General features: G+C 40.3%; 21 protein-coding genes. 10 read left to right on the top strand and 11 right to left on the bottom strand.

Annotated elements, in window-relative coordinates:
- The first annotated feature begins 21 nt into the window (after nt 1-21).
- Nucleotides 22-1,809 carry a translation elongation factor 4 gene (gene lepA, locus DWY79_RS07140; protein ID WP_005856098.1) on the top strand — a complete coding sequence of 596 codons (1,788 nt, stop codon included), beginning with the start codon at nt 22-24 and terminating at the stop codon, nt 1,807-1,809.
- Nucleotides 1,810-1,905: 96 nt separating this feature from the next.
- On the opposite strand, the gene DWY79_RS07135 is transcribed toward lepA, so the two are convergent.
- Nucleotides 1,906-2,745: a S1 RNA-binding domain-containing protein gene (locus tag DWY79_RS07135; RefSeq protein WP_005856099.1), complete on the bottom strand. Its 840-nt coding sequence runs from the start codon at nt 2,743-2,745 to the stop codon at nt 1,906-1,908.
- Between the two features lie 196 nt (nt 2,746-2,941).
- On the opposite strand from DWY79_RS07135, the gene DWY79_RS07130 reads away from it, so the two are divergent.
- From DWY79_RS07130 to DWY79_RS07105, 6 genes are all read left to right on the top strand, one after another.
- Nucleotides 2,942-3,745 carry a polysaccharide biosynthesis/export family protein gene (locus tag DWY79_RS07130; protein WP_122369094.1) on the top strand — a complete coding sequence of 268 codons (804 nt, stop codon included), beginning with the start codon at nt 2,942-2,944 and terminating at the stop codon, nt 3,743-3,745.
- A gap of 7 nt (nt 3,746-3,752) precedes the next feature.
- Nucleotides 3,753-5,354 carry a GNVR domain-containing protein gene (locus DWY79_RS07125; protein ID WP_122369093.1) on the top strand — a complete coding sequence of 534 codons (1,602 nt, stop codon included), beginning with the start codon at nt 3,753-3,755 and terminating at the stop codon, nt 5,352-5,354.
- Nucleotides 5,355-5,452: 98 nt separating this feature from the next.
- Nucleotides 5,453-5,962, top strand: a complete 510-nt coding sequence (locus DWY79_RS07120) for a DapH/DapD/GlmU-related protein (protein WP_158593840.1) — start codon at nt 5,453-5,455, stop codon at nt 5,960-5,962.
- Nucleotides 5,959-7,011, top strand: coding sequence for a glycosyltransferase family 4 protein (locus DWY79_RS07115; protein ID WP_122369091.1), 1,053 nt, complete (start codon nt 5,959-5,961; stop codon nt 7,009-7,011). The genes DWY79_RS07120 and DWY79_RS07115 overlap by 4 nt, the downstream gene beginning before the upstream one ends.
- The gene (locus DWY79_RS07110; RefSeq protein WP_122369090.1) at nt 7,012-8,259 is read left to right on the top strand and encodes a glycosyltransferase family 4 protein; all 1,248 of its coding nucleotides are present in this window, start codon (nt 7,012-7,014) and stop codon (nt 8,257-8,259) included.
- Nucleotides 8,249-8,989 carry a WecB/TagA/CpsF family glycosyltransferase gene (locus DWY79_RS07105; RefSeq protein WP_122369089.1) on the top strand — a complete coding sequence of 247 codons (741 nt, stop codon included), beginning with the start codon at nt 8,249-8,251 and terminating at the stop codon, nt 8,987-8,989. Before DWY79_RS07110 ends, DWY79_RS07105 begins: the two co-directional genes overlap by 11 nt.
- Here DWY79_RS07105 and DWY79_RS07100 read toward each other — a convergent pair.
- From DWY79_RS07100 to DWY79_RS07080, 5 genes are all read right to left on the bottom strand, one after another.
- The gene (locus DWY79_RS07100) at nt 8,984-9,862 is read right to left on the bottom strand and encodes a phosphorylcholine transferase LicD (protein WP_230328091.1); all 879 of its coding nucleotides are present in this window, start codon (nt 9,860-9,862) and stop codon (nt 8,984-8,986) included. The genes DWY79_RS07105 and DWY79_RS07100 overlap by 6 nt on opposite strands.
- A 5-nt stretch (nt 9,863-9,867) precedes the next feature.
- Entirely contained in the window at nt 9,868-10,857 is a 990-nt protein-coding gene (locus tag DWY79_RS07095) for an O-antigen ligase (protein WP_230328090.1), read from the bottom strand.
- A gap of 629 nt (nt 10,858-11,486) precedes the next feature.
- Nucleotides 11,487-12,731, bottom strand: coding sequence for an oligosaccharide flippase family protein (locus DWY79_RS07090; protein WP_122369086.1), 1,245 nt, complete (start codon nt 12,729-12,731; stop codon nt 11,487-11,489).
- 12 nt (nt 12,732-12,743) lie between these two features.
- On the bottom strand, nt 12,744-13,859 hold the full coding sequence (locus DWY79_RS07085; protein ID WP_122369085.1) for an NAD/NADP octopine/nopaline dehydrogenase family protein: 1,116 nt from the start codon (nt 13,857-13,859) through the stop codon (nt 12,744-12,746).
- Between the two features lie 4 nt (nt 13,860-13,863).
- A complete protein-coding gene (locus DWY79_RS07080) occupies nt 13,864-15,681 on the bottom strand; it encodes an aminotransferase class I/II-fold pyridoxal phosphate-dependent enzyme (protein WP_122369179.1) in 1,818 nt (605 codons plus the stop codon).
- 243 nt (nt 15,682-15,924) lie between these two features.
- On the opposite strand from DWY79_RS07080, the gene DWY79_RS07075 reads away from it, so the two are divergent.
- Nucleotides 15,925-17,241, top strand: a complete 1,317-nt coding sequence (locus DWY79_RS07075; RefSeq protein WP_008771832.1) for a UDP-glucose/GDP-mannose dehydrogenase family protein — start codon at nt 15,925-15,927, stop codon at nt 17,239-17,241.
- Between the two features lie 3 nt (nt 17,242-17,244).
- Here the strand turns inward: DWY79_RS07075 and DWY79_RS07070 are convergent, their stop codons facing one another.
- The 3 genes from DWY79_RS07070 to feoB are packed head-to-tail and all read right to left on the bottom strand — an operon-like array spanning nt 17,245 to nt 21,229.
- A complete protein-coding gene (locus DWY79_RS07070; protein WP_122369084.1) occupies nt 17,245-18,489 on the bottom strand; it encodes a metallophosphoesterase in 1,245 nt (414 codons plus the stop codon).
- A gap of 44 nt (nt 18,490-18,533) precedes the next feature.
- Nucleotides 18,534-18,689 (bottom strand): FeoB-associated Cys-rich membrane protein, encoded by a 156-nt coding sequence (locus tag DWY79_RS23275; protein ID WP_085931154.1) that lies wholly within the window; start codon nt 18,687-18,689, stop codon nt 18,534-18,536.
- 17 nt (nt 18,690-18,706) lie between these two features.
- Nucleotides 18,707-21,229, bottom strand: coding sequence for a ferrous iron transport protein B (feoB, locus tag DWY79_RS07060; RefSeq protein WP_122369083.1), 2,523 nt, complete (start codon nt 21,227-21,229; stop codon nt 18,707-18,709).
- 137 nt (nt 21,230-21,366) lie between these two features.
- On the opposite strand from feoB, the gene DWY79_RS07055 reads away from it, so the two are divergent.
- Complete coding sequence (locus DWY79_RS07055; RefSeq protein WP_008771835.1) at nt 21,367-21,852, top strand: hypothetical protein; 486 nt, start codon at nt 21,367-21,369, stop codon at nt 21,850-21,852.
- 16 nt (nt 21,853-21,868) lie between these two features.
- Nucleotides 21,869-22,279: a 2-amino-4-hydroxy-6-hydroxymethyldihydropteridine diphosphokinase gene (locus DWY79_RS07050; RefSeq protein WP_005856158.1), complete on the top strand. Its 411-nt coding sequence runs from the start codon at nt 21,869-21,871 to the stop codon at nt 22,277-22,279.
- Here the strand turns inward: DWY79_RS07050 and DWY79_RS07045 are convergent.
- Both DWY79_RS07045 and DWY79_RS07040 read right to left on the bottom strand, forming a co-directional pair.
- Nucleotides 22,223-23,236: a class I SAM-dependent methyltransferase gene (locus DWY79_RS07045; RefSeq protein ID WP_122369082.1), complete on the bottom strand. Its 1,014-nt coding sequence runs from the start codon at nt 23,234-23,236 to the stop codon at nt 22,223-22,225. The two genes, DWY79_RS07050 and DWY79_RS07045, sit on opposite strands and share 57 nt — an antisense overlap.
- On the bottom strand, nt 23,220-24,353 hold the full coding sequence (locus DWY79_RS07040) for a glycosyltransferase family 1 protein (RefSeq protein ID WP_122369178.1): 1,134 nt from the start codon (nt 24,351-24,353) through the stop codon (nt 23,220-23,222). The genes DWY79_RS07045 and DWY79_RS07040 overlap by 17 nt, the downstream gene beginning before the upstream one ends.
- Nucleotides 24,354-24,357: the final 4 nt, after the last annotated feature.

Below are 24,357 nucleotides of genomic sequence, written 5' to 3'. Positions count from 1 at the left end.
ACCTAAAAATAAATTTAGCAGATGAAGAATATCCGCAATTTCTGTATTATTGCTCATATTGACCATGGGAAAAGTACCTTGGCAGACCGTTTGCTTGAGTATACCAAGACAGTAGAAGGTAAAGACATGCAAGCTCAAGTCCTTGACGACATGGATTTAGAGCGTGAGCGTGGTATTACGATCAAGAGCCATGCGATCCAGATGAAGTATAATTATAAGGGTGAAGAATATATACTGAACCTGATCGATACTCCGGGACACGTGGACTTCTCGTATGAGGTTTCCCGTTCTATCGCCGCCTGCGAGGGTGCGTTGCTGATCGTGGACGCGGCCCAAGGTATTCAGGCGCAAACCATCTCTAACCTATATATGGCGATAGAGAATGACTTAGAGATTATTCCGGTGATGAACAAGATCGACCTGCCTAGCGCCATGCCGGAGGAGGTAGAGGACCAGATCGTGGAACTGTTGGGCTGCCCTCGTGAGGATATCTTACGGGCGAGCGGAAAGACAGGCGAGGGAGTGACTGAGATCTTGAATACGATCGTGGAGAAGGTCCCGGCCCCGAAAGGTGATCCGGAGGCCCCGTTGCAGTGTTTGATTTTTGACTCCGTCTTTAATCCGTTCCGTGGTATTATCGCTTACTTCAAGGTGGTAAACGGCGTGATCCGTAAAGGTGACCATGTGAAGTTTATCGCTACAGGAAAAGAGTATGACGCCGACGAGGTAGGTATATTGAAATTAGATATGTGCCCCCGTGAGGAGATCCGGACGGGAGACGTAGGATATATCATTTCCGGTATCAAGACGTCCCGGGAGGTGCGTGTCGGTGATACGATCACTCATGTGTCTCGCCCGGCTAAAGACGCGATCGCCGGTTTTGAGGAGGTGAAGCCGATGGTCTTCGCCGGTGTCTATCCAATCGATAGCGAGGATTTCGAGAACCTTCGTGCGTCATTGGAGAAATTGCAGTTGAACGACGCTTCCTTGACTTTCCAGCCGGAGAGTTCCGCCGCGTTGGGTTTTGGGTTCCGTTGCGGTTTCTTGGGCTTGTTGCATATGGAGATTGTTCAGGAGCGTTTGGATCGTGAGTTCAATATGGATGTGATAACCACTGTACCGAACGTTTCTTATATCGTGCATACAAAGAAAGGGGAGGAGATCGAGGTACATAATCCGGGAGGCTTGCCGGACCCGACTTTGATCGATCATATAGACGAACCGTTTATCCGTGCTTCCGTGATCACGAACACTACCTATATCGGCCCGATCATGACACTCTGTCTGGGTAAGCGTGGCGTCCTGCTTAAGCAAGAATATATTTCTGGTGATCGTGTCGAGATTCATTATGACTTGCCGTTGGGCGAGATCGTAATCGACTTTTATGATAAGTTGAAGAGTATTTCAAAAGGGTACGCTTCTTTCGATTACCATTTACATGATTTCCGTCCCAGTAAGTTGGCTAAATTAGATATCCTGTTGAACGGTGAGCCGGTAGACGCTTTGTCTACATTGACGCACGTGGATAATAGCGTTACTTTCGGACGTCGTATGTGCGAGAAACTGAAAGAGTTGATCCCCCGCCAGCAATTCGATATCGCTATCCAAGCGGCGATAGGCGCTAAGATTATCGCTCGTGAGACAATTAAGGCTGTCCGTAAAGACGTGACGGCGAAATGTTATGGAGGCGATATCTCCCGTAAGCGTAAATTGCTGGAAAAACAGAAAGAGGGAAAGAAACGAATGAAGCAGATCGGTACGGTAGAAGTTCCGCAAAAAGCGTTCTTGGCCGTATTGAAGCTGGATTAGAAAGTCAATGGAATCCGTTCGCTAACTCAATGGATTTATAAAGAAAAGTCAATGGATTCTGTAACGGATTCCATTGACTTTTTTTATATAAATGGGTCACTTCTCGTTCACGAGCCGTATCCCGCCATCTTCCAGCGTGATAAGATGTTGCTTATAGAGTGCCCCGATCGCTTGTTTGAAAGCTTTCTTGCTACAGCGGAATAAGGAATAGATCACGTCCGGATCGCTCTTGTCGTGTACCGGGATGTATCCCCCTTGTGTTTTCATCGCTTCCAGAATGACGCCGGCGATCCCCTCTACCTTTTGGTAGCCTTGCGGCGTTAGGCTTACGTCTATCTTATCATCCTCACGCACCTCTTTTATATAGCCTTTCAGATGCTCACCTTTCTCAAGACGCTGGAATACCTCATTATAATAGATCAATCCCCAATGCTGGTTATTGATGATCACTTTATAGCCAAGATCCGTCTCGTCAGCTACCAATAACTGAACCTCTTGATTCTGTTCGTAATCGATAGGGGTATTGTTCAAGAACTTCTCGATACGTGCGGATGCCATGATACGTCCTGTCACATGATCCAGCCGGACATAGACCAAGTACCATTTCCCCTCTCTCATCGGCATTTTCTGCTCCTTGAAAGGAACGAGCAAATCTTTCATGATACCCCATTCCAGAAATGCGCCGGCATTATTCACGTCTTTTACTTCCATGAACTGGAACTCCCCGACCGTTGCCAGAGGACGTGCGGTAGTAGCGATCAACCTCCCTTCATTATCATGATAAATAAACACCTCGACCTCATCCCCGGGTTTCACGTTTTTAGGTACGTAACGAGTCGGCAACAAGATCTCCACCCCGTTACCGCCATCCAGATAAACCCCGAAGTCAAGGTCTTTCACTATTTTCAGCGTGTTGTATTTTCCTATCTCAACCATATGTTTTTGTTTTGTCACAAACTTACGCAATAATCATGAAAAAGCGGTAAAAACAACTATAATTTTGATTTAGCATGCAGCAATATCTAGACAATTGCATCGTTATAGAAGTATCTTTATACTTGTGGTCCTTTTGAGGCCTCATGTTCAAACTAAAAAACGTATATTTGCACCTTATTTGAAGAAAACAAAGATTATGAGAGTGAAATTAGTATCAGTAGTGGCATTGTTTGTCTTATTGTTAGGGGCTTGTTCTGTTCCTAAAGATGTGGTTTATTTCCAGGGAGTGGATGCCTTGACCCCCGAACAAGTGAGTAAGATGAATCAAGCTTATACCTCGAAGATTTGCCCTGATGACTTACTTACGATAACCGTTACGGCATGGGATCCGACAGTCGTTACTCCCTTTAATCCCCCTGTATATGCCTATGCGACTCAAGGTGAGACTACGACGGTTTCTTCCGGTCAATTAAGAACGTATTTGGTTGATCAGGAAGGTGACATAAATTTCCCTGTTTTGGGAAAGATCCATGTGGCGGGATTGACCAAGCAACAGTTAAGTGATAAAATGCAAGAAATGATCTCCCCTTATGTGAAAGATGCATTGGTTAATGTACAGATTGTTAATTATAAGGTCACGATGATGGGTGAGGTCGCTCGGCCGGGTGCGATTTCCGTGAAAAATGATCGTCTTTCAATTTTAGATGCTATCGGTCAAGTCGGTGATTTGACAATTAACGCAAACCGTAAGAACATCTTGGTTATACGAGATAATAATGGAGAGAAGGAGTTTGCTCGTTTGGATATTACCGAGCCGGATATATTTACTTCCCCCTATTATTATCTTCAACAAAATGATGTTGTTTATGTGGAACCGAATAACGCGAAGAAGAGAAACGCCCGTTACAGTCAAGCCCAACAATATAGTATAACCGTGTTCTCCTCAATTTTGAGCGCTGTATCTGTGATAACGACTGTTATATTGGCTATTACTAAATAATAATTAGATGATGGAAGTGAAAGACAACGAAACAATCGGACTTAAAAGTATTATCGTAAGATATCTGTTGCACTGGAAATTATTTTTAGGGGTATTCCTGTTTTCTATAATCCCTGCGGTTTTATATCTGATTTATTACCCTCGTACTTATGAGATGATGGCTCGTATCCAGATTCAAGAGGATAAAGACCTTGGAGGGAGTAGCTTTGGATTAGGAGAGGCTGCCGGGTTGATGAAATCTTTTGGGCTGGGGGGGAATTCTGGCGGAATGATAAATATTGAAGATGAATTGATGACCTTGACATCCAATAAGCTTTTGCGGGATATGGTTCTAGAGTTAGGTGTAAATGTTGAATATTCAAGACCTTATGCGTGGGGATACCGTCTTTATGAGGAGACTCCTTTCAAGATGACGACCGATTCTTTGACAAATACTCGCTTGGAAGAAGAAGTTGAGTTCTTTGTTGCCATGAAGTCAGGAAAAATCGATGTGACAGTGGAATCAGGGAGTATGGAAAAGAAAAAGTTTAGTTTCTCCTCTTTACCGGCATCTATAGAGTTGCCTATGGGAGTTTTTGTTTTGGCTTTTGCGCCTGGACAAGAACAAATTTCTTCCGCAAAGTTGAATATAACATATCGTCCGGCTGGTTGGGTTGCGGAAGATTTGGAAAAGGAATTTTCTATAGAGGAAAGTTCAAAGTCTTCAAATATCATTGAGTTATCCTGTACAGAATATGAGAAAAAGCGTGGAACAGATATGTTGAATACGTTGATTGCTCTTTATAATACCCAATCTGATACGTATAAAAAGACTGAGGCCACAAAGACGATTACATTCCTAGATGGTCGCATCCAAAATATTGTTGCGGAATTAGCTGATGTTGAGAATAAAATCGAGGAATATAAAAGCAAGAATAAACTAATGGATATTGAGCATGATGTCCAATTCTATGTTGAGCAGATGAAAGAGCTCCAGACGAAATTAATAGAATTAGAAGCTCAAGCTAATATCATTGATATGATGGATGCATTTGTGAAAGATCCGTCGAATAAATATAATTTGGTGCCAGTTTTATTGTCAGCCCAAGAAGGAGAGAAAGGTGGTCCTTTGACTTCCTATAATGAGATTTTATTAGAGCGTGCACGTGTTATTCAGAACTCAAGTATAAATAATCCATTGGTCGGGACACTTACGGAGCAAGCGGATAAGCTACGTAAGAGTGTTGTGGAGACTATTGGTAATGCACGGAAAGGACTTCAAATATCTGTACGCGACGTGAAAGAGAAAGAGAAGCAGATTTATGAGAAGATGAATAGTTATCCCGTTGCGGAACGTCAATATGTAGAAATGAAACGTCAGCAAGAGATCATTCAAGGAGTCTATTTGATATTATTGCAAAAAAGGGAGGAGGCAGCTCTCATTTTGGGTCAAGCTAGAGATAAGGCAAGGATTGTGGATGCTGCCTATGTAAAAAGTAAGCCGGTTGGACCTCGTAAATTGTACGCTGCTATTGGTATGTTGCTATTGACACTTGTGTTACCTGTGGCTTATTTGTTTGTAAAAGAACAATTTTTGTCTTTGTATGATTTGTATAGAAGTATGAAATAGGAGAAATAATGAGGATTTTTGCTATATTGTGCTATTATGCTATTTTATGTGTCAAGGGAGGGGCTAATCGCTTGCTTTCGGGGATATATAAGAATTGGATGATATCTTGTGGTCACAATGTTCGTTTTTCTGCGATCACATCTGATTTTACATATCGGAATATCTCCATTGGTAATAATGTGTATATCGGCCCTCGTGCTTTATTTGTGGCGACAGAAAGCCGTATATATATAAAGAATAAAGTTTTATTCGGCCCGGGAGTGACTATCATAGGAGGAGATCATCGAATGTCGGATGTTGGATCTTTTATGTATGACATAAAAGTAAAGAAGCCAGGAGACGACTTGGATGTGCATATAGAAGATGATGTATGGATCGCGGCGAATGTAACGATATTGAAAGGTGTGACGGTGGGACGTGGGGCCGTGGTTGCTGCGTCTTCTCTGGTCATACATGATGTGCCTCCATATGCGATTGTTGGTGGAGTTCCTGCTAAAGTCTTGAAATATCGTTTTCCTACCGATGATATAAAGAAACATGAGGAGATCTTATATGAACCGCATGAGCGATTGACTATTGAGCAAATAAATACAATAAGGAAAGAATGAGTTCGAAGAGAGTTTTAGTGGTTGCGACATCTCGAGGTACGAGGGGAGGGATCACCGCTGTTGTTAGTGCTCATGAAAAGGGTAAGCAATGGCGTAAATATCATACGAGATGGATTGGAGCATATATTGATAGAAGTAATATAATGAAAATCTATTATTTTATAACTTCGTTAATTCAATATCTGCTTCTTTTGCCATTTTATGATTTAGTTCATATCCATGTATCGACGCATACATCTGTATTTCGAAAATCGTTTTATTTGTATCCAGCAAAACTCCTAAGGAAGAAAGTTATAACTCATTTGCATTGTTCCACCCCCTCTATCATTTATGAGAAACGAAATCGCATCCTTTATCGGACAGCGTTTCTTGCGAGTGATGTCGTTTTCGTGTTATCCTCACAATGGAAAAAGTATGTAGAGGAAGCCTTGGATGTTAAATATAATGTACGTATATTGTATAATCCAATCATATCTTTGCCTCTCGTAGGAACGAATTATGAGAGAAAAAAATATATCTTGTTTGCTGGTACTATTGATAAAAGGAAAGGATATAACGATTTGATAAAAGCGTTTTCCGGTTTGGTCACCCAGTATCCGGAATGGAAATTGATGTTAGCAGGAAATGGAGAGATTGAGGAAGGAAAAATGTTGGCAGAGTCTTTAGGGATTTCTTCTAATGTGGAATTTTGTGGTTGGGTATCCGGAAAAGAGAAAGACCGGCTGTTTGGTGAGGCCTCCATTTTTTGTCTACCGAGTTATGCGGAAGGTTTTCCAATGTCGGTATTGGATGCTTGGGCTTTTGCTCTTCCTGTCGTTTGTACTCCTGTTGGTGGTATTATGGATGTTGCGAAAGATGGTGAGAATATTTTATTATTTGATCCGGGGGATATAAAGAAATTGCAAATCCAGCTAGAGGCATTGGTCAAAGATGAGAATTTGCGAAACCATATAGCTGAGGAATCGCATAAATTGTCTGAATCGGTGTTTAATTTAGATTTTATAAATAATCAACTAGGCGAGGTCTATAAAGAATTATTAGGGGAATAAATGATATCTGTCTTAGTAAATGCATATGCGTGTAGTCCGCATTGGGGCTCTGAACCCGGTATGGGTTGGAATTGGATTTTAGCATTATCCAAGTATTGCGAACTATACATCATAACAGAAGGTGAGTGGCGAGATAAAATAGAAGAGGCCTTGAGTAGTTTACCCCAAAAGGATACTATTCACTTTTTTTATCTGCCGGTAGAGCCTTGGGTCCGTGAGATTTGTTGGAATCAAGGTGATTGGCGTTTTTATTATTATTATCGAAAATGGCAGGAGAGAGCGTTGGAGCAAGCGCATCAGATTATGCGGCAATATCCGATTGATCTTGTTCACCAATTGAATATGATAGGTTTTAGAGAGCCCGGTTATTTGTGGAGAATAGAGGGTTTACCTTTTGTTTGGGGGCCTGTTGGTGGAATGAATCTTTTTCCTGAATGTTATTTGGCGGGCGCTGGCTTTAAATATGCTTTTAGACTGAGATTGAAGAATGTGCTGAATAAGTTGCAAATGCGATATTATCCGAGAGTGAGAAATGCGGTACGGAGGGCGGATGCATTATTGGCTGCTACCCCGGAGACGCAAAAAGTCTTTCAAGGTTATTATCAGCGAGATTCTTTCCTGATCAGCGAGACGGGTTGTGCACTTGGTGAATATAACTTGAATGTGGATCGCTACTCCTCGAAAGGTCGGTTGGACTTGCTTTGGGTGGGACGTTTTTTCTATGCTAAACAATTGAATATAGCCTTGGAGACGATTGCGAATTTAAGGGATCTTGATGTTCGTTTGCATATCGTAGGGGAAGGGAGTGTTGAAGAGACTGCTTATTATAAAAATTTAGCGTCTTCATTGTCTGTTGATGATAAATGTGAGTGGTATGGGAAAGTCCCTCATGAAGATGTTTTTAAATTAATGCAAGATGCGCATATCTTCTTTTTTACCAGCGTATCGGAAGCTACTTCCACGGTTGTTTTAGAAGCTTTACAATGTAATTTGCCTGTGATTTGCTTTGATACTTGTGGCTTCGGAGCGGTTGTGAATGAAAAAATAGGGCGTAAGATAAAGTTGTCCGATCCTCATGCTTCTGCTCGTGCTTTTGCCTCCGTGATAAGAGAGTTGTCAAAGAACCGGGGTATGTTGCGGGAACTATCAGCAAATTGTATGAATGAGATTCAAAAACTATCATGGGATTATAAAGCAAAGCAAGTATTATCTATATATAGTCAAGTGTTAAAAAAGTATGGTGGATAAAAAAATATTAGTTGGCGATTTTGAGATAGCTTCCTGTTTTCAGTTGGATAAGCTTCCGGAACGGCGTTGTGTAATAAATACGATTAATGCTTATTCTTGGGTCATGACTAACTCTGATTTTGTTTTTAAGAAGGCTTTACAAACGAGTGATGTCCTATTGCCGGATGGAGTGGGAGTCGTGTGGGCTACTCGTTTGCTAACAGGGATAAAGATAAAAAAGATAGCAGGTGCGGATCTGCATCGTATGCTGTTAGAACTTTTAGAGAAAAAACAGGGATCTTGTTTTTATCTAGGGGCTTCTGATAAGACATTAGAAAAAATAAAGTTACGTTTAAGCAAAGAGTATCCTTCCATAAAGGTAGGAATGTATAGCCCGCCTTATAAAGCTCAATTCTTGGAAGAGGATAATCGGTTAATGATAGAGGCAATCCAACGATTTGAGCCTGATGTTGTTTTTGTTGGCATGACAGCTCCAAAGCAAGAGTCTTGGATCTTTCAGAATCATAAGTTTATCGATACCTCTGTTATTTGTGGAATTGGAGCGGTTTTTGATTTTTACTCTGGAACAAAGAGTAGGCCACCTCAGTGGATGATCGACTGGAACTTGGAATGGTTTGGACGCTTGATTAGCGAACCTAGGCGTATGTGGAAAAGATATCTCGTATATAACTGCGTTTTCTTATACGATATATTTAAAGTGTATATGAAAAGGGGAAGAAAGAAATCATAAGATTTCTTTCTTTTTTTTTAATATAGGCTCTAAGCGGAGCGCATGTTTCTGTATCCGATCTTTCATTGGAGGAGGAGTCATATAGTTTTCTCCATACAATTGAGTTAAGTAAGCATTCGCATTGTGTGGAACTTTAACGATAGCATCTTCGAATTTCATATCCTCTAAAGGAAATATTTCATCATACTTAAAGTATCTCCTCCAAGGTGTATCCATTCCATGACCGATAAGACACTCGTCATTAGAAAGTTGTAAATTCTTATTAATATGTTTTTGTATCATTTTCTTATAGATGATAGTCAAATATTTGAAAATGGGTTCAAACGAGGATATTAGTTTATTCTTTAAAGAGCGATCTTTCCCCAGCTTTGCGTCTAGGCATTTAGTGATAAATCTGAAATAGCTCTTCATACATTTCTCCATGGCGAAAGATAATCCTCCTGTGTGATAACGATCTGTCGGGAAAATATCAATAAAAAGACCTTGCTGATACTTTTGATTTTCCATACCTTCAGATATAATTAGGCTGTTTTTATCTCTGACTTTACACGGTAGTGGTAGATAATCGTAAGAGGGATCGGTCTCTTGTGTCTGTAGGAATATGTCTGTCGGAAATTCTAAAGGGGCGATTTGTATAAATCGGTTGTAATCCTCGCGTAACATACAAATATCAAGATCATCATCCCAAGGAATGAACCCTTGATGACGTACTGCACCTAGAAGGGTACCGGAGCATAACCAATAACGTAGGTCATGTTTCCGGCAAATGTAGTCTATAATTTTTAGCATACGTAACATTACAAGTTGCGCTTGTCTTAAAGGGGTTTCTCCTGTTTCTCGGATGTCAGGAAATATAGATTGGAAGTCTGTCATATATATTATTCTTTTGTTTCTTTAATTTCATCATCTATCTCGGCTATATCATGTGCTCTAATTCGCTGTTTCATATTTGCATAGATGATACCCATAAACATCATGAAATAAAGACCTCTATTGCTGGTAAATGTTGCGTCTGCGATATTTTCTACAGCAAAAAAAGCTATCAAGATCATGGCAATGTTAGTAAGTTGCATATCAGAAGTAACTTTGAGGTAATGAAGCGCCTTTTTAAGCAGATATATCCAAAATAATATGAATAGAATAACTCCTAGGACACCGAATTGAGCTAATGAGGGATAGTAAGTGTCCGAGATGAAACTATGATAACTCTTACTGATACCCCATACTCCGTCTATCTCATACTTCTTGTAGATAGGTGAGTAATAGGCCCCGGATGCGAATGTTGCGAAGCTTCCTAATCCGCAGCCAAAAGGAAAGTAATCTATAAATATTAAGAAAGATGTTGCGTATAAAGCGAAACGAGCTACATAATCTTTCTCCGCACCTTCTGATATACCTTGCAAAAAATAGAGTTCGATTTTTTCTTTGGCTACGAATGCGATGAAAACAGTGATACAAAGAAACAAGATGATATTTTTCAGATTGACTTTGATACGGTCCGTATGGTTGAAATAGAGTACGATAAAAGCAGCCAAGATAAAGAAACCATAAAATTTTGATCTGCCGGATGCCAATCCGATCGCTAACATAATAATAAAAAGTATTCTGTTTTTCCGTGAGTTTTCGCTTGTATAAAAGAATACTAAAGCTAGCGCTGTAATAGCTGCCGCATAGTTGGATGCATGTGCCATAGTAACCGTGAAGATTTTAGGATTAACCATGCCTGCTATACCAATGGGAATTAGCAATCCCCAACATAAAACACTACTTTGGCGTAATATAGTCTTCTGCTTTTCACTAAATGTGGGCATGAGTTGATATACGCAGAAGAATGCCAAGTAAGGCTTTAGCTGGATAATGAAATCCATTAGAATACCTTTGGTACTATTACTATGAATGTAAAATGAATAACATAAATAGAATAGAAATACGGATAGGACAATCATGAAAAACTTATTGATCTCCCAGTCCTTGGTATTGAACATATGAAATAGGAACATGAGAAATAACAAGGCTCCACATAATTCGTCAATCGACTGAAAACCGATTAGCCCATATAATACGACACCAAAAAAAAGAGTAATGAGAAAAAGATGATAGAAATGTCGGTCGATAAATTCTTGTATCATGTTGAATGTTTACCTAATGTCAATTTGTACTCACTATATACTTAATATATAACTTTGCAAAAATAGGCATTATTTTCTTCACATCTATGCCTCGCACTTTTTTTAGTAAAGATTTAAGTCTTTGGTTATATAGGTAGAGTTGGCAGGGGCAACTAGCAAGTACAATAAATAACAAAAATAGAAATATAATATGAAGAAATATTCCATGCGTTTTTTGAATGGACCTGCTTTTCATTTCAGCTCCTCTTATTGAGTAGATTTTATTGGATGTTGCTTACGAAAAAGGTATCTTAGGCTTATTGACCGGCAAAGTTAAGATACTTCGCCAATGAACCTAAGATACTTTACCAATGAGCCTAAGATACTTTTTATATTTGGAATAGCCGGAATCTGCGTACCCCCCAGATGCGGAAAAGGATAAGAAGCGTCTCTGACATGACTACCATCATGGCTACTGTAATGGGAGAAATGGCTCCGTAAATGTATAGAACCACTAATCCTGTGATGTGTACAACTGAGGTTGTCATGACAGTATAGTTCGTATATAGAGGGTGCCCCATGGCCGCAAGGAATGGATAGCCTAACAACATGGATGGGATGGTTACAAAGCAAGCGGTTACGAGTATACGGAATACTTCCAGTATATTAGGATCCGCTGTCCCATAAACGATATCCAGCACATAGGATGCTAATAGGAGTGCGGCTGCCACACAAAATAGGTTGGTGAACGTGATCCTATAGAATATCTTCTTGAAGAACAATACATCCCGACTTTTCGCTATATGAGGGAATAAAACCCCTGTGAATGGAGATAATAATTGATTGTAAGCTTGATATAGTTTCTCGGCTGCCGAATAATATCCGACCATCGTATTCCCACAAACAAGTCCTAATAGAAAAGAATTGCTTGTCGTGAATAAGGAAGTGGAAGCTCTGGCTAAAAAATAGGCTGAGCTGTCTTTTAAGGAACTGCTTATCTGACTGATCGAGGTGAAGTACCATTTCATCCCCATCTTGAAATAGACGATGAATAGGCTGACGATTCCTGCGAGAACAAAACCAATGCTATAAAAGATGGGTACATATATATAATCTTCTGGTTTTCGTATGAAAATAAAGAAGGGAATGAAGCTTAATGATTTCGCTACTATATTAAAAACCGTAATGTATTTCATGTTCTCCATCCCTTGAAAAAACCACATCGGAAACATCACATTTCCTAAGATTATGCCGAAATACAGCAAGTAAAAGATGGACTCTGTGCTGAATTTGTCAAAATAAGAAATCAAAGCCAATAGTATGGCTAAGCTGATACCACATAGGATAAAGCGACCTATCATGGCACTATTCAAGTAGGAATTGATTTTCTGTAAATCATTCCTATGTTCGGATATGTATTTCGTGGCAGAGAGATTAAAACCAAAATCTGTAAACATCACGAAATACTGCATCAGAGAGTAACCGAAAGTAACTAGTCCCCACCTCTCGACACCTAATACTCTAAATAGAAATGGAAAGGATAATAGAGGTAATAAATAATTAACTCCTTGGAGCAATGCCAAGGAGATAAAATTTATAGCCATAGGGCTTTTCAGCTTACTCTTGATTCTCATTTGTCGTTGTATTTAGAGATTATATAGATCTTCGATCGTATTTATACCAAAATTCTGAACGATACCTGATTCTCGGATATCTTTTCCTGTTAGTTTATTATCGTTTGCTAAATAGCATTTTCCCATCTTTTTTTGCATCCAGAGAATAACTCTGTCTATCATGGGAGTTTCTTCTTCAAGAAGAAGCCCTAAAGATTTAATGATTAATAAGCCGTATGGGACATCTTCCGTAAAATATCGGTTTGTATAATCTACCTTGAATTTATTTCCGTGAGCTACCATTGTCATTTTTATCCCTTTAAAAGCCTCAATTGAGCGAATCTTTCTTGTCAAGGAAACTGCGTCTGTTGACTCGTAATACTGAAGTAGTGAAGGAATCTCCTCTTGCTGAATGGCTAATCGGGATAATATATTTTGAAACTCTTGATCGCATTGGATTAGCACTTCGGAGCTTGTATTATCCCATTCCTCATAAAAAAGAAACTCTTTCTCGTATATATCTGCTTGGATAGATGATAGCATACCATAGATACGAGACGGGTGCAAAATAGGGTTGCTATTTGTCAATGTTGCTTCTAGATAATGCCCTAAGGTAACAGTGGGTGTGCTTAACGCTTTTGTGAAGAAAGCGGCGAGTCCTTCCAAGTCACTATCTTTGTTGCCTCCGATCTTGAGTTTTGATTTATATCCTTTTAGCTCGGCACTTTTGCCATATTCTTTCACTCTGCTGATATAAGGTACCCGTTGGAATCCAAACAATCGATGTTCCTTACCCAGCTCATGACGAGCCATCCAGAAAAAACCACCACTGCTAATGACTGTACCGATCTCAATATTGTTATTAACATATGGGGCGATTGCATGCAGAGTTTTTTGGATGAGATAACCGGGCACACATAATAATATAATATCAGAAAAGGGTATAACCTCTTCCGGATACTTTGATATTTTTGCGATTTCTCCAGTTATGATGGTGCCGTTACAATCTGTTACATGGATATGATTAGACCATTGCTCAGGATGTCCTGTCAGCAAATTTACTTGATAGCCATTATGATTCAGACTTGCGGCTATAGTATGTCCCAGACCTCCGCCTCCGCAGATACATATAGTACGATAATTATACATATTCTTACTTTCCTAATTGTAATAAAGCTTCTGTTAACTTGTCATTATCATCTCTGTCACGGATAGCGAGCCGAATATATTGCTTGCCATTAAATCCTGCCTTTGGCGAGCAATTCTTTATTAAGATATTACTTTGCGACAATAATGAGCTGCAAAGTTCCTCTGCCGTATATGTGTCAGTGACCTCGCATAAGAAATAATTGGCGGCCGAAGGTATAACCCTTAAAAAAGAAACTTGTCGCAAGTTAGAGAAAAAACGATCTCTTTCCCTCAAGAATTTGAGACAAGCTTTTTCGTAATCATCTTTATACTTTATAAAGATTTGCATATAAAACTCAGCGAAGGAGTTTATGTTCCAAATTGATATGTCTTTTTTCAATAAACGGATCAACTCTTTATTTCCGGACGCTAGGAATCCTAATCGCAATCCCGGTACTCCATATGATTTGGATATACTTTTAATCACGATTAAGTGTGGATTCAAGTTCAGAAGGTCTTCGTCCAATAAAGAGATACTATTGCCGGATTGGGCGAAATCAAGAAAAGACTCATCAACAACCAACTTGATCTCTTTTGATTTGCTCCATTCCAACAAAGACATCAATTCTGCTTTGGATAATAAATTTCCGGAAGGGTTGTCCGGGTTAATTATTAAAAGCTGTTTGATAGGCTTGTCCTTGAAATAAGCCATGATATCAGATCCGGTATAAGAGAAATCCGGATTGTCTGGGATAAAGTATTCCAATGCTTCTTGATTTAATCTATTGGGATATTCCTCGAAAGTGGGCAAAATAACCCCAGTCTTACAGGAAGGCAAGATTCGCATATAGCTATTGATAAGTTCCGCCGCTCCATTTCCTACAATGATCTGGTCTGCGGAAATCCCTGCGTATCGAGCGGCTAATTGGGCATTTACTTGCATTCCTGAAGGATATTCTGTTAAAAGCGTATCAAAATTGGCTTTCATCTCCTCTTTTAAGCGAGGATTTGGAAAATAAGGATTTACTAAATAGCAGAAATCCAGCAGCATAGGAAAACGCCAATATCCACCAAACCGTTTACCATAGAGAGACAATGCCTGCTTCTCTTCTGCGAATAATGCTTCCGCATTATTTAAGTCCTGCTGATCATCGATCTCATACCATTTTTCCGAGTCTATTTTTAATGCTTTAAGATCCGGTTTATTTAATAATGAGATTACTTTCAAGACTTGTTCGTAATATTCGTTGTTACCTAAGGCTTTGCAATAAGCCTCAAGGAAAGGAACGTATTTGTTCATTGAGAATTCCTTACTAAATTTATAAATATTCACAGTTTTATAATAGGAATCTTTAAGGCTGAACATGAATGCCTTCTTAGAAATAAAGTTTAAGATGTTGTTTTCCTCATCTAATGTCACGACTGTTCCATCCATCCAACTTTGGTATTTGGCGACTACGGCAAGGTTGGGGTTCGGATCTGCAATTAATTTTTGAAGAATTATGTCTGAGAATATTAGATCAGACTCTAGCAAAAGCGTCTCGTCCTCAACAAGGTACTTCTTGGCTAGGTATAAAGAGTATATGTTATTTGTTTTATCGTAAATAGAATTTTCGATATATAAAATGGGTATGTTGCCAATTTTATTGCCTATCAGTGATTTGACTTTATCTCCTTTATATCCGATAACAAGGATAATACGGTCCAGCTGTAAGTTTCCAAGCTGTTTGATCATACGCTCAATTAAAGTTTGTTGATGTACTTTAATCATGCACTTTGTATTCTCTCGGGTAAGTTCACCTAGACGTTTACCCATTCCTGCTGCTAATATAATCGCTTGCATAAAATCTTTTTTATTAATTATCTTGATGGACTTTTTTAAGTAAAAGCTGCAAGGGTGCATTTTTTATTTTGCCACAAGATGTTTTTTGTTAATAGAAACGATTAAACTATGGTTTCATTGTATAGGATATCGTTCTTTTGCTTTTTGTTTTTGAAAAAGCTTCCAAAGTTATGTATAATTCTTGAAATAGTCTTACTTTTGTATCTTTTTTAAATGCACTATAAACATAAGTAATAGATATATATGAAAATAGCGATTGTAGGTACAGGCTATGTCGGGCTGGTAACGGGTACTTGTTTTGCGGAAATGGGGACTGAGGTCTTTTGTGTGGACGTGGATAAGGTAAAGATTGAGAATCTAAAGAAAGGCATAGTTCCTATCTATGAACCGGGGCTAGACGAGATGGTGGCACGCAATTCCCAAGCTGGTCGTCTTCATTTTATGACTGATTTAAAAGAATGTTTGAATGAGGTCGAGGTACTGTTTTGTGCGGTTGGTACACCTCCCGATGAGGATGGTAGCGCAGACTTGAAGTATGTGCTTGAGGTTGCCCGTACGGTAGGACGCTATATGAATAAATATATCTTGGTTGTTACGAAAAGTACGGTTCCGGTAGGCACTGCCCAGAAAATCAAGAAAGCGATCAAGGAGGAACAAGCCTTGCGAGATGTGAGTATTGAATTTGATATCGCTTCTAATCCTGAATTCTTGAAAGAAGGTGCGGCTATCAAGGATTTTATGAGTCCAGACCGGGTTGTTGTTGGGGTTGAGTCTGATCGTGCTCAGAAGTTGATGGCGAAATTGTATCGTCCTTTTTTGTTAAATAATTTCCGTGTAATCTTCATGGATGTGCCATCTGCGGAGATGACAAAATATGCGGCGAACGCTATGTTGGCTACTCGCATCAGTTTTATGAATGATATTGCCAATTTGTGTGAGATAGTTGGGGCGGATGTTAATATGGTACGTAAAGGAATCGGTACGGATGCCCGTATAGGTAGTCGTTTCTTATATGCGGGTTGTGGATACGGTGGGTCTTGTTTTCCTAAAGACGTTAAGGCGCTTGTGAAGACCGCAGCCAACAGTGGTTACCAAATGCGTATCCTAGAAGCGGTGGAAGCCGTAAACGAGGAGCAGAAATCGATATTGTTCCGTAAATTAATGAAACATTTTAGAGGAGATATACAAGGTAAGCGAATTGCTTTATGGGGATTGGCATTTAAGCCGGAAACGGATGATATGCGAGAGGCTCCTTCGCTAGTCTTAATCAAAAAGTTGAAAGAAGCTGGATGTGTAGTTTCCGCCTATGATCCGGTTGCAATGCCCGAGGCTCAAAGACGTTTACCTGTGGGGATGATTTCATATGGCAAAGATATTTATGAGACCGTGATAGACGCGGACGCTCTGTTGCTTGTTACGGAATGGAAAGAATTTCGTATGCCCTCTTGGTCTGTTATCAAGAAATTGATGTCCACGCCTTTAATTTTAGACGGACGTAATATTTATGACAAGACAGAGTTAGAGGAAGCCGGCTTTATCTATCATTGTATAGGTCGGTAAATTTTAATTATACGAGATTGTATGAATCTCCGGATAGTTACAATCATTAGAAGGTTTATAGGCACCGAAATAGGTGATGTAAATCTTCTTTTCTTTTGTATCTACAGCATAGATACAAAAACTGTTACTTGATAGGCTATCCTCTTCACGTATGACCCTGTTGTATACCACGCCTTTTTCACTTGGAGCTTGATTGGTACAAAGGATCATTTTTTGTGGAACGAGTTCCGTGCTTTCGTTTTCTAATCCAGTCACGTCAAAATAGGCGTTGCAGTGGATATGTCCACCTAGATAGCAGACAAATTCTCCTTTGCGGTCACTGAAATCTGCTTTGACATTGATGGGGTCTAGGTTGAATTGATTTGGATATACTTTTTCTAATGAGGAACGAGTACGAAAGGCTTCAATGATTTCGGGAATCATATTCCACGAATGGACATAATCCCCATCACATAAATAGGTATCGTTATTTACACTACGGCGTTGAAATGGGTAATGAGTTAAGATAATGACGCTATGATGGTCTGTCATGCCATTTTTTAATGCGGTGTTTATAAGCCAGTCTATTTGTTTCTGGGAGAAATATGCGTAAGATAAAGTATTATATTGGGATGCTGGTTGGTCTAACATATCGAGGGCGATGAAACGGATCGTACCTCCTTGAGGGTTTGCTACATCCGAATAGTAATAATTCTCGGCACTATTTCGATTCTTCGAATAATTACTGTTGGCGAATAATATTTCGTTGATCTCGTTTTTATAAAAGAAGGTACTGCCTATCTCTTCCTCGGAATTACTATCATGATTTCCTGTACAAATAAAGGTGGGGACATGATTTTCATCATAAAGGTAATGAATAAATGAGTGCATATATTCTTTCGCCTTCTTTTTCTTATCAATAGAGATAAAATCACCCGTAGCGGTTATCGCATTGATCCGCAGTTCTTGTTGATTGGCGAATTGGATGGATTGTCGTAGATTTATAGGTAACTCGTAATTATTGCTCGGAGACCAAGAGGATAAATGAGAATCCGAAATATGGACGATCTTAAAACGTTCATAACTTCCACTATCTGTTTTATTGTACATGATTTTCGCTAGTCTCTGAGCTGCGAGCTTATTGTTTTCCCAATAAAAAGGTTCATTCTCTCCGCTACGCAAGTTGAGGTTTTTCCAATCATCTTTACAGCCCGCTGACAAGATCAGCAGGATAAAAAGAGCATATATTTGTAAGGCCGTGTTATTCATAACCTATGGTGTATTAGAATAACGCAAATATAAAAAATATTTTGTTATTCCTTCATTCTAAACTCTTTTTTCAACGAACACCCACTACACCCGCAGCAAGGATCACTGGATTTCGGTTTCGTAAGCATTCGATAAACCTTATATGCGATATATCCGATAACCGAGATACCAATAACGCAAACTGCTATATCTTGCCACATACCTATAAATTTACCTCCTATATATAACTAAATAAAACATAGGAAAGTTCTTGGCTGAATAAACCCACAAAGAAATTTCCCGTTTGATAAACAATGAAAGAAACGATCCATGCTAGGACACAAGTATAAATGATAACGAATATACCCCATTTCCATGAGCCAGACTCGTTGACAATAGCCGATATAGTTGCTATGCACGGAAAATAAATCAAGACGAAAAGCATTAAGCTAATCGCTATGAGCGGTGTGAATACCAAATTATCTTCTGCGTTACGGTCTTGCTTCAAACGCTCCGACAGGGCTTGGCTGTTATCATCGGCATTCCCCGTGTATAATACGCTTAACGTGCTGACAACAACTTCTTTCGCCGCCATACCGGTAAGTAAGCTTACACTCATTTTCCAGTCGAATCCTAAGGGAGCCAAGACCGGTTGAATCGTCTGGCCGATACGCCCGATGTACGAATTTTGTTGGTGGTCGATTGCCTTCAAGCGTTCTAACTCCTCTATCGTATCTGTTTTTTCTTGAGAATCCAACTCCGTATTTTCGATCTCCGCTATCTGGCGATCAAACTGATCTCCGCTCTCCGAATGTCTGGGGAAATACCCAAGGAACCAGATGACGATAGAAGCGACCAAGATGATACCTCCCATCTTGTGCAAGTATTGTTTCGCTTTCTCCCACATATGGATCATGATGGATTTGCCGGTAGGCATCCGGTAGGGGGGGAGTTCCATTACGAAAGGAACATCCTCCTCGTTAAACAGGAAGCGTTTGAAAAGACGGGCCATGATAACTGCCAGCAAGATTCCGGATACATATAAAGCTAATAACACAAAGCTGGCGTTCTTCGGGAAAAACGCCCCGGTCAGCAATACATAAACCGGCAGGCGGGCGCTACAGCTCATCAACGGATTTACCAACATCGTTATCATCCGGCTATTACGGCTCTCTATCGTACGGGAGGCCATGATAGCAGGAACGTTACAACCGAATCCCATCACTAAAGGGATGAACGACTTTCCATGCAGTCCCATCTTATGCATGATCTTATCCATGATAAAAGCCGCACGTGCCATATATCCGGAGTCTTCCATGAACGATATGAACATATACAGAATCAAGATATTCGGCAGGAACACGATAACACCTCCCACGCCACCGATGATACCATCCACGAGAAGATCCTTCAAAGGTCCTTCCGACATATGGCCGCGCACGAAATTACCGATCACCTCGACCAATGCCTCTATCCATTCCATCGGATAGCCTCCCAAACGGAAAGTGGCCTCGAACATGATCCACATGAATAGGATAAAGATAGGGAAGCCTAAGACTTTATGCGTGACGAATAGATCGATGATCTGCGTATTCGTTGCCTCTTTGATCGTATTTTGCTCGTAAGTCTCACGCAACGCTCCGGAAATAAAGCCATAGCGTGCGTTCGTGAATGCGGTCTCACAATCCTCTTGCAATAACTTTTCTATTAGGGCTGTATTACGGTCTCTTTCTTGGAAGATCGTTTCAGCACCGGGCAGCGTTTTTATAAATGTCTCTATCTCCCGGTCTCCCTCTAATAGCTTGATAGATAGATAGCGCTTTGACAAGCTTTTGGGTATATCCACGCTATTTTTCAAGGTCTTCCTAACATTGCTGATCCCTTTCTCTAAAGACTCTCCGTAATTAATATGGATATGACGGATGACAGGATCTTCTTCTTCGTATACCTTGATTACACGGTTGAACAAATCTTCTATGCCAAAGCCTGTTTTACTTACGGTCGGGATAATCGGTGCCCCGATCATTTTCGCTAAGGACTCATGATCGAATTTATTACCATGGCGTTCCAGCTCATCATACATGTTTAAGGCGATTACCATGCGAACGTCCATATCGATCAGTTGGGTGGTCAAATATAGGTTTCGCTCCAGATTGGATGCGTCGATAACATTGATCACCACGTCTGGTTGCTCTTCATTCAAATGCTTGCGCACGTATAATTCTTCCGGCGTGTAAGCGGATAGGGAGTAAGTACCCGGTAAATCTACGATGCGGAATGTATAGCCATTCTGTTGGAAGGTTCCTTCCTTGGCATCTACGGTCACGCCGCTATAATTACCCACATGCTCATGTGCTCCAGACGCAAAATTGAAAAGAGAGGTCTTTCCGCAGTTCGGATTACCAACCAAGGCTACGTTAATTGTTTTTCCTTTATGTAATGCGATGGCTTGCAATTCATTGCCGGAAGGCAGGATAAAAGAGTCTGCGCTCCTGTTCGTATCTTGTACCGAGGTAGCTTGTTCCTTTTCGAAATCCGCCGCGCTAACGACTTCGATCAATGCGGCGTCCGAGCGTCGCAATGAGACATCATATCCCATTACACGATAGTGAATAGGGTCTTTGAGCGGAGCGTTTTGTATAACGATCACTTCTTTCCCTCTGATAAATCCCATCTCGATAATGCGTTTGCGGAAAGCTCCGCGACCCATTACCTTTACTATAACACCTTTATCGCCTGTGCGAAGTTCTGATAATCTCATGTCCTATTAAATGTTACGCGAAGGTAGCTTGAAAACTTCGTACCACCAATACCAACTAATAGGTATTTTTTTATTTCCATGGGTTGTTTTTCGAGTATTTTATGTATGTTTGTGCCACAAATTTCAACTTTAGACAAATGAAACTACGAATTACTTTGTTCGCCACCTTATTGGTTCTTCTGTCTGCTTGTTTTACAGGCTGTAAAAAAGAATTGAAGGATTTCTCTTTTAGTTATAGTATGGAAAGTGTAGATAACTACAAACTAATGGTTCTGTTTGATAGTGACAAGACATTCCGTATCGAGGAGTATAATTATTATATGGATAATTTCGCCAAGAAACGAGATCCTAAAATTATGGAGGGGACATTGACTGACGAGGAGTTTGCTTCTTTAAAACCGATTCTGCAAAAATGTAATTTCTTTAAGATGAAAGACTCTTATGGCTTTGAGGAGGAGACGAACCGGGATTTAGGGGATATCATGTATCAGGTTTCATTTACCACGGAAGGTAAGGAGAAATTTATCTCTATCCGTAATAGCGATACCGGACAATTTTCCGCTTCTTTCGTGAAGTTGATCGGTTTTATCAATACATTCTTGAATAATCATAAGAATGACTAAACGCTTTTAGCCGGAGATGGAGAATAAACGAAACCGGGTTCTATTGTGCTTAGGCTCTAATTGGGATAAAGAGAAAAATATGGAGCGCGCGGCGGAGATGCTGCGTGCTCATTTTGTTTTTATACAGTTTTCTCAGCCAGTTTATACGGAACCGATCGATTGTCCATTATCAACTACATTTTTGAATCGAGTGGCTGTTTTGTATAGCGAGGAGAGTCCGGCGCGAATAAAGGATGTCTTGAAAGATATAGAATGCTGCATCGGACGTAAGCCGGAAGATAAATCCTGTGGGCGTGTGCCGATAGATATTGATTTATTGCAGTGGAACGACCAGATCTTGAAAGCTGAGGACTTGACCCGTGAATATGTTCTAGATGGCATCTGCTCGCTCCTTGCCGCAGGAGAGAATGATGAATGGTGCCAATAGAAAACCAAAGGAGCCGCTGTTGCGGATCAATGCGTTGATACCTTTGCATATCAAGGAAAGAACTGGGTTGCTTCGGTCTGCGTTATAAAATCCTTTCTCTACTTTAAGCTTGAACTGGTAGGGTGCCAATAAGTCCTCATAAGTCTGTATGGGAAGGATTCGTTCGGTCCAATTACCTGTAGCCGGATCGCAAGTATTGTATGGGTCTTCCGGGCTTGGTAAACTCTTTTTCTCGATCGCTTTTTGGATATCGGGATAGGTCAAGCCTCTAGTCTGTCGGGCCCATGTCTCTACTTCTTTTGGGGAGAAATCCGGGCAAAGTTTCGTTATGAATTGCTCTCGTAATGTATAATAGTTGGAGGATTCCAAAGATCCACTTTCGCATCCGACCATCATCTTATGTAACCGTTGTTGGACATACGGGTTGAATGGTGTAGAGGCTGTCGTGAATAGTAGATACATGGAATCGTTTATATGGATTAAATCCTTGAAGAACAAAGATAAATCATAGACATGCTCTATCAGGTCCGTAGCGATTAAAAGTTGGGGGTAGACTTTGTTCCTTGCGCACCAGTCCGCAAGAACATCTGAATCTCCATGGAGTATGATATCGGGGCCTATTCCTATTATTTGTTTCAATAGCTGGATCGTCTCCACGGAAGATGGGTTAAGATCAATATAAATAACTTGTCCTATTCCTATGGATTTCGCCAGAATACTAAGGAAGCCGGTTCCTCCTCCATAATCGATTAGCGTGACATCGGAGATAGGGGTTTGTATCGCTTGAAGTCCTCTTTGTAGGCAATCTGCGTATATATGCATGAAATAGCTTAACGCCGGCTTTAAGTTGCCGATGTATCGCTTATTATAATCGCTGATCGGTAATTTATTATAGTCGATCGCTTTCAAACGTTCGGTTAATGTATGTAATAAATCACTTCTATTCTCTTTCATCATATATCATCTTGTATAAACGTATCCCCTGATCTTCATTAGAAAAAGCAGGGAACAATAATTGTTTTCGTTTATCTATCGCCTCTTTATCTATAGGTAGGGCTATTAATTGTTCGCAAGCCCGTATCATCTCATCCGGCGTATCGGCGATATGGCATAAAGGATCTAATCCGCTACCCGCTAGCATGAGATGATTGACAATCGTATGCCTTCCGGCGAATAAGCTGTTCAAAAGCTTTAGTTTTAGGCCGGTATCTTGAAATGTGATTAGCATATGAATTTGTGCGTTGTGGATCAATGCGTCCATACGTTCCTTACTGGGATTTGCTTCTACTTTTATATGTGGGTAAGGAGCGGCTGCCTCTCGTATCAAACGGGTCGGGTTCATGCCCGCTATTATGCAGGTATGTTTTAATTGGCTGAAAACATGCTTGGTGAGAAATAACACGGCTCGCTCATTCTCGATAACGGATAACTTGCCATGATATAAAATATAATCGGATTTTCCCGGTTCGGCCGTAATCCGGTTATTCTCGTGGAAACAAGGAACGAACTCGATCCTTTGATTGGGAAATTGTTTTCGTAAATAGTCTGCGTCTGTCGTGGATACGGCGATTATCAGATTTGCGCACCGTGCTATTTTTTGATAGGCTTGGAAACGCATGGCCTCGATCCTGAAAAAGGCATTGCGAACCAATCCTTTGCCCGACTTTGCCAAGTGGCGATAATAATCGTGCTCGATATTGCACTCCCGGAATATCTTCATCCGGTTTCTTAAACGGGGATCGTTCATATAATAACAGGAGTGGAGGCCCTCAAATAAGATCGGGTAATCATTTTGTAAAAGATTCTCGATCAAGCGATGATCTTTCCGGCTATATACATTGTAAGGGAGCCATGTTAAATTAGCGATTACCCCGGTACGGCGTTTATAATAGAAAACCTTGTCGCAAATGCTTTCTAATTCCGGTGCATGCGGACGTTCATATTCGAAACAATGTAATATGAGTTTCACGCCGCAAGCACGCAAGGCTTCCAGTTTATAATACACATCAATAACCCCTCCGTAATTGGCGGGATAAGGTATATTGAACGATACTATGTTGAGGTATTTATCCATCTGC

The sequence above is a fragment of the Parabacteroides sp. AF27-14 genome, assembly GCF_003635425.1.
Classification (GTDB): Bacteria; Bacteroidota; Bacteroidia; order Bacteroidales; family Tannerellaceae; genus Parabacteroides; species Parabacteroides distasonis.
Note: the sequence above shows the minus strand (reverse complement) of the source record. Positions and strands in the feature narration are given on the sequence as shown.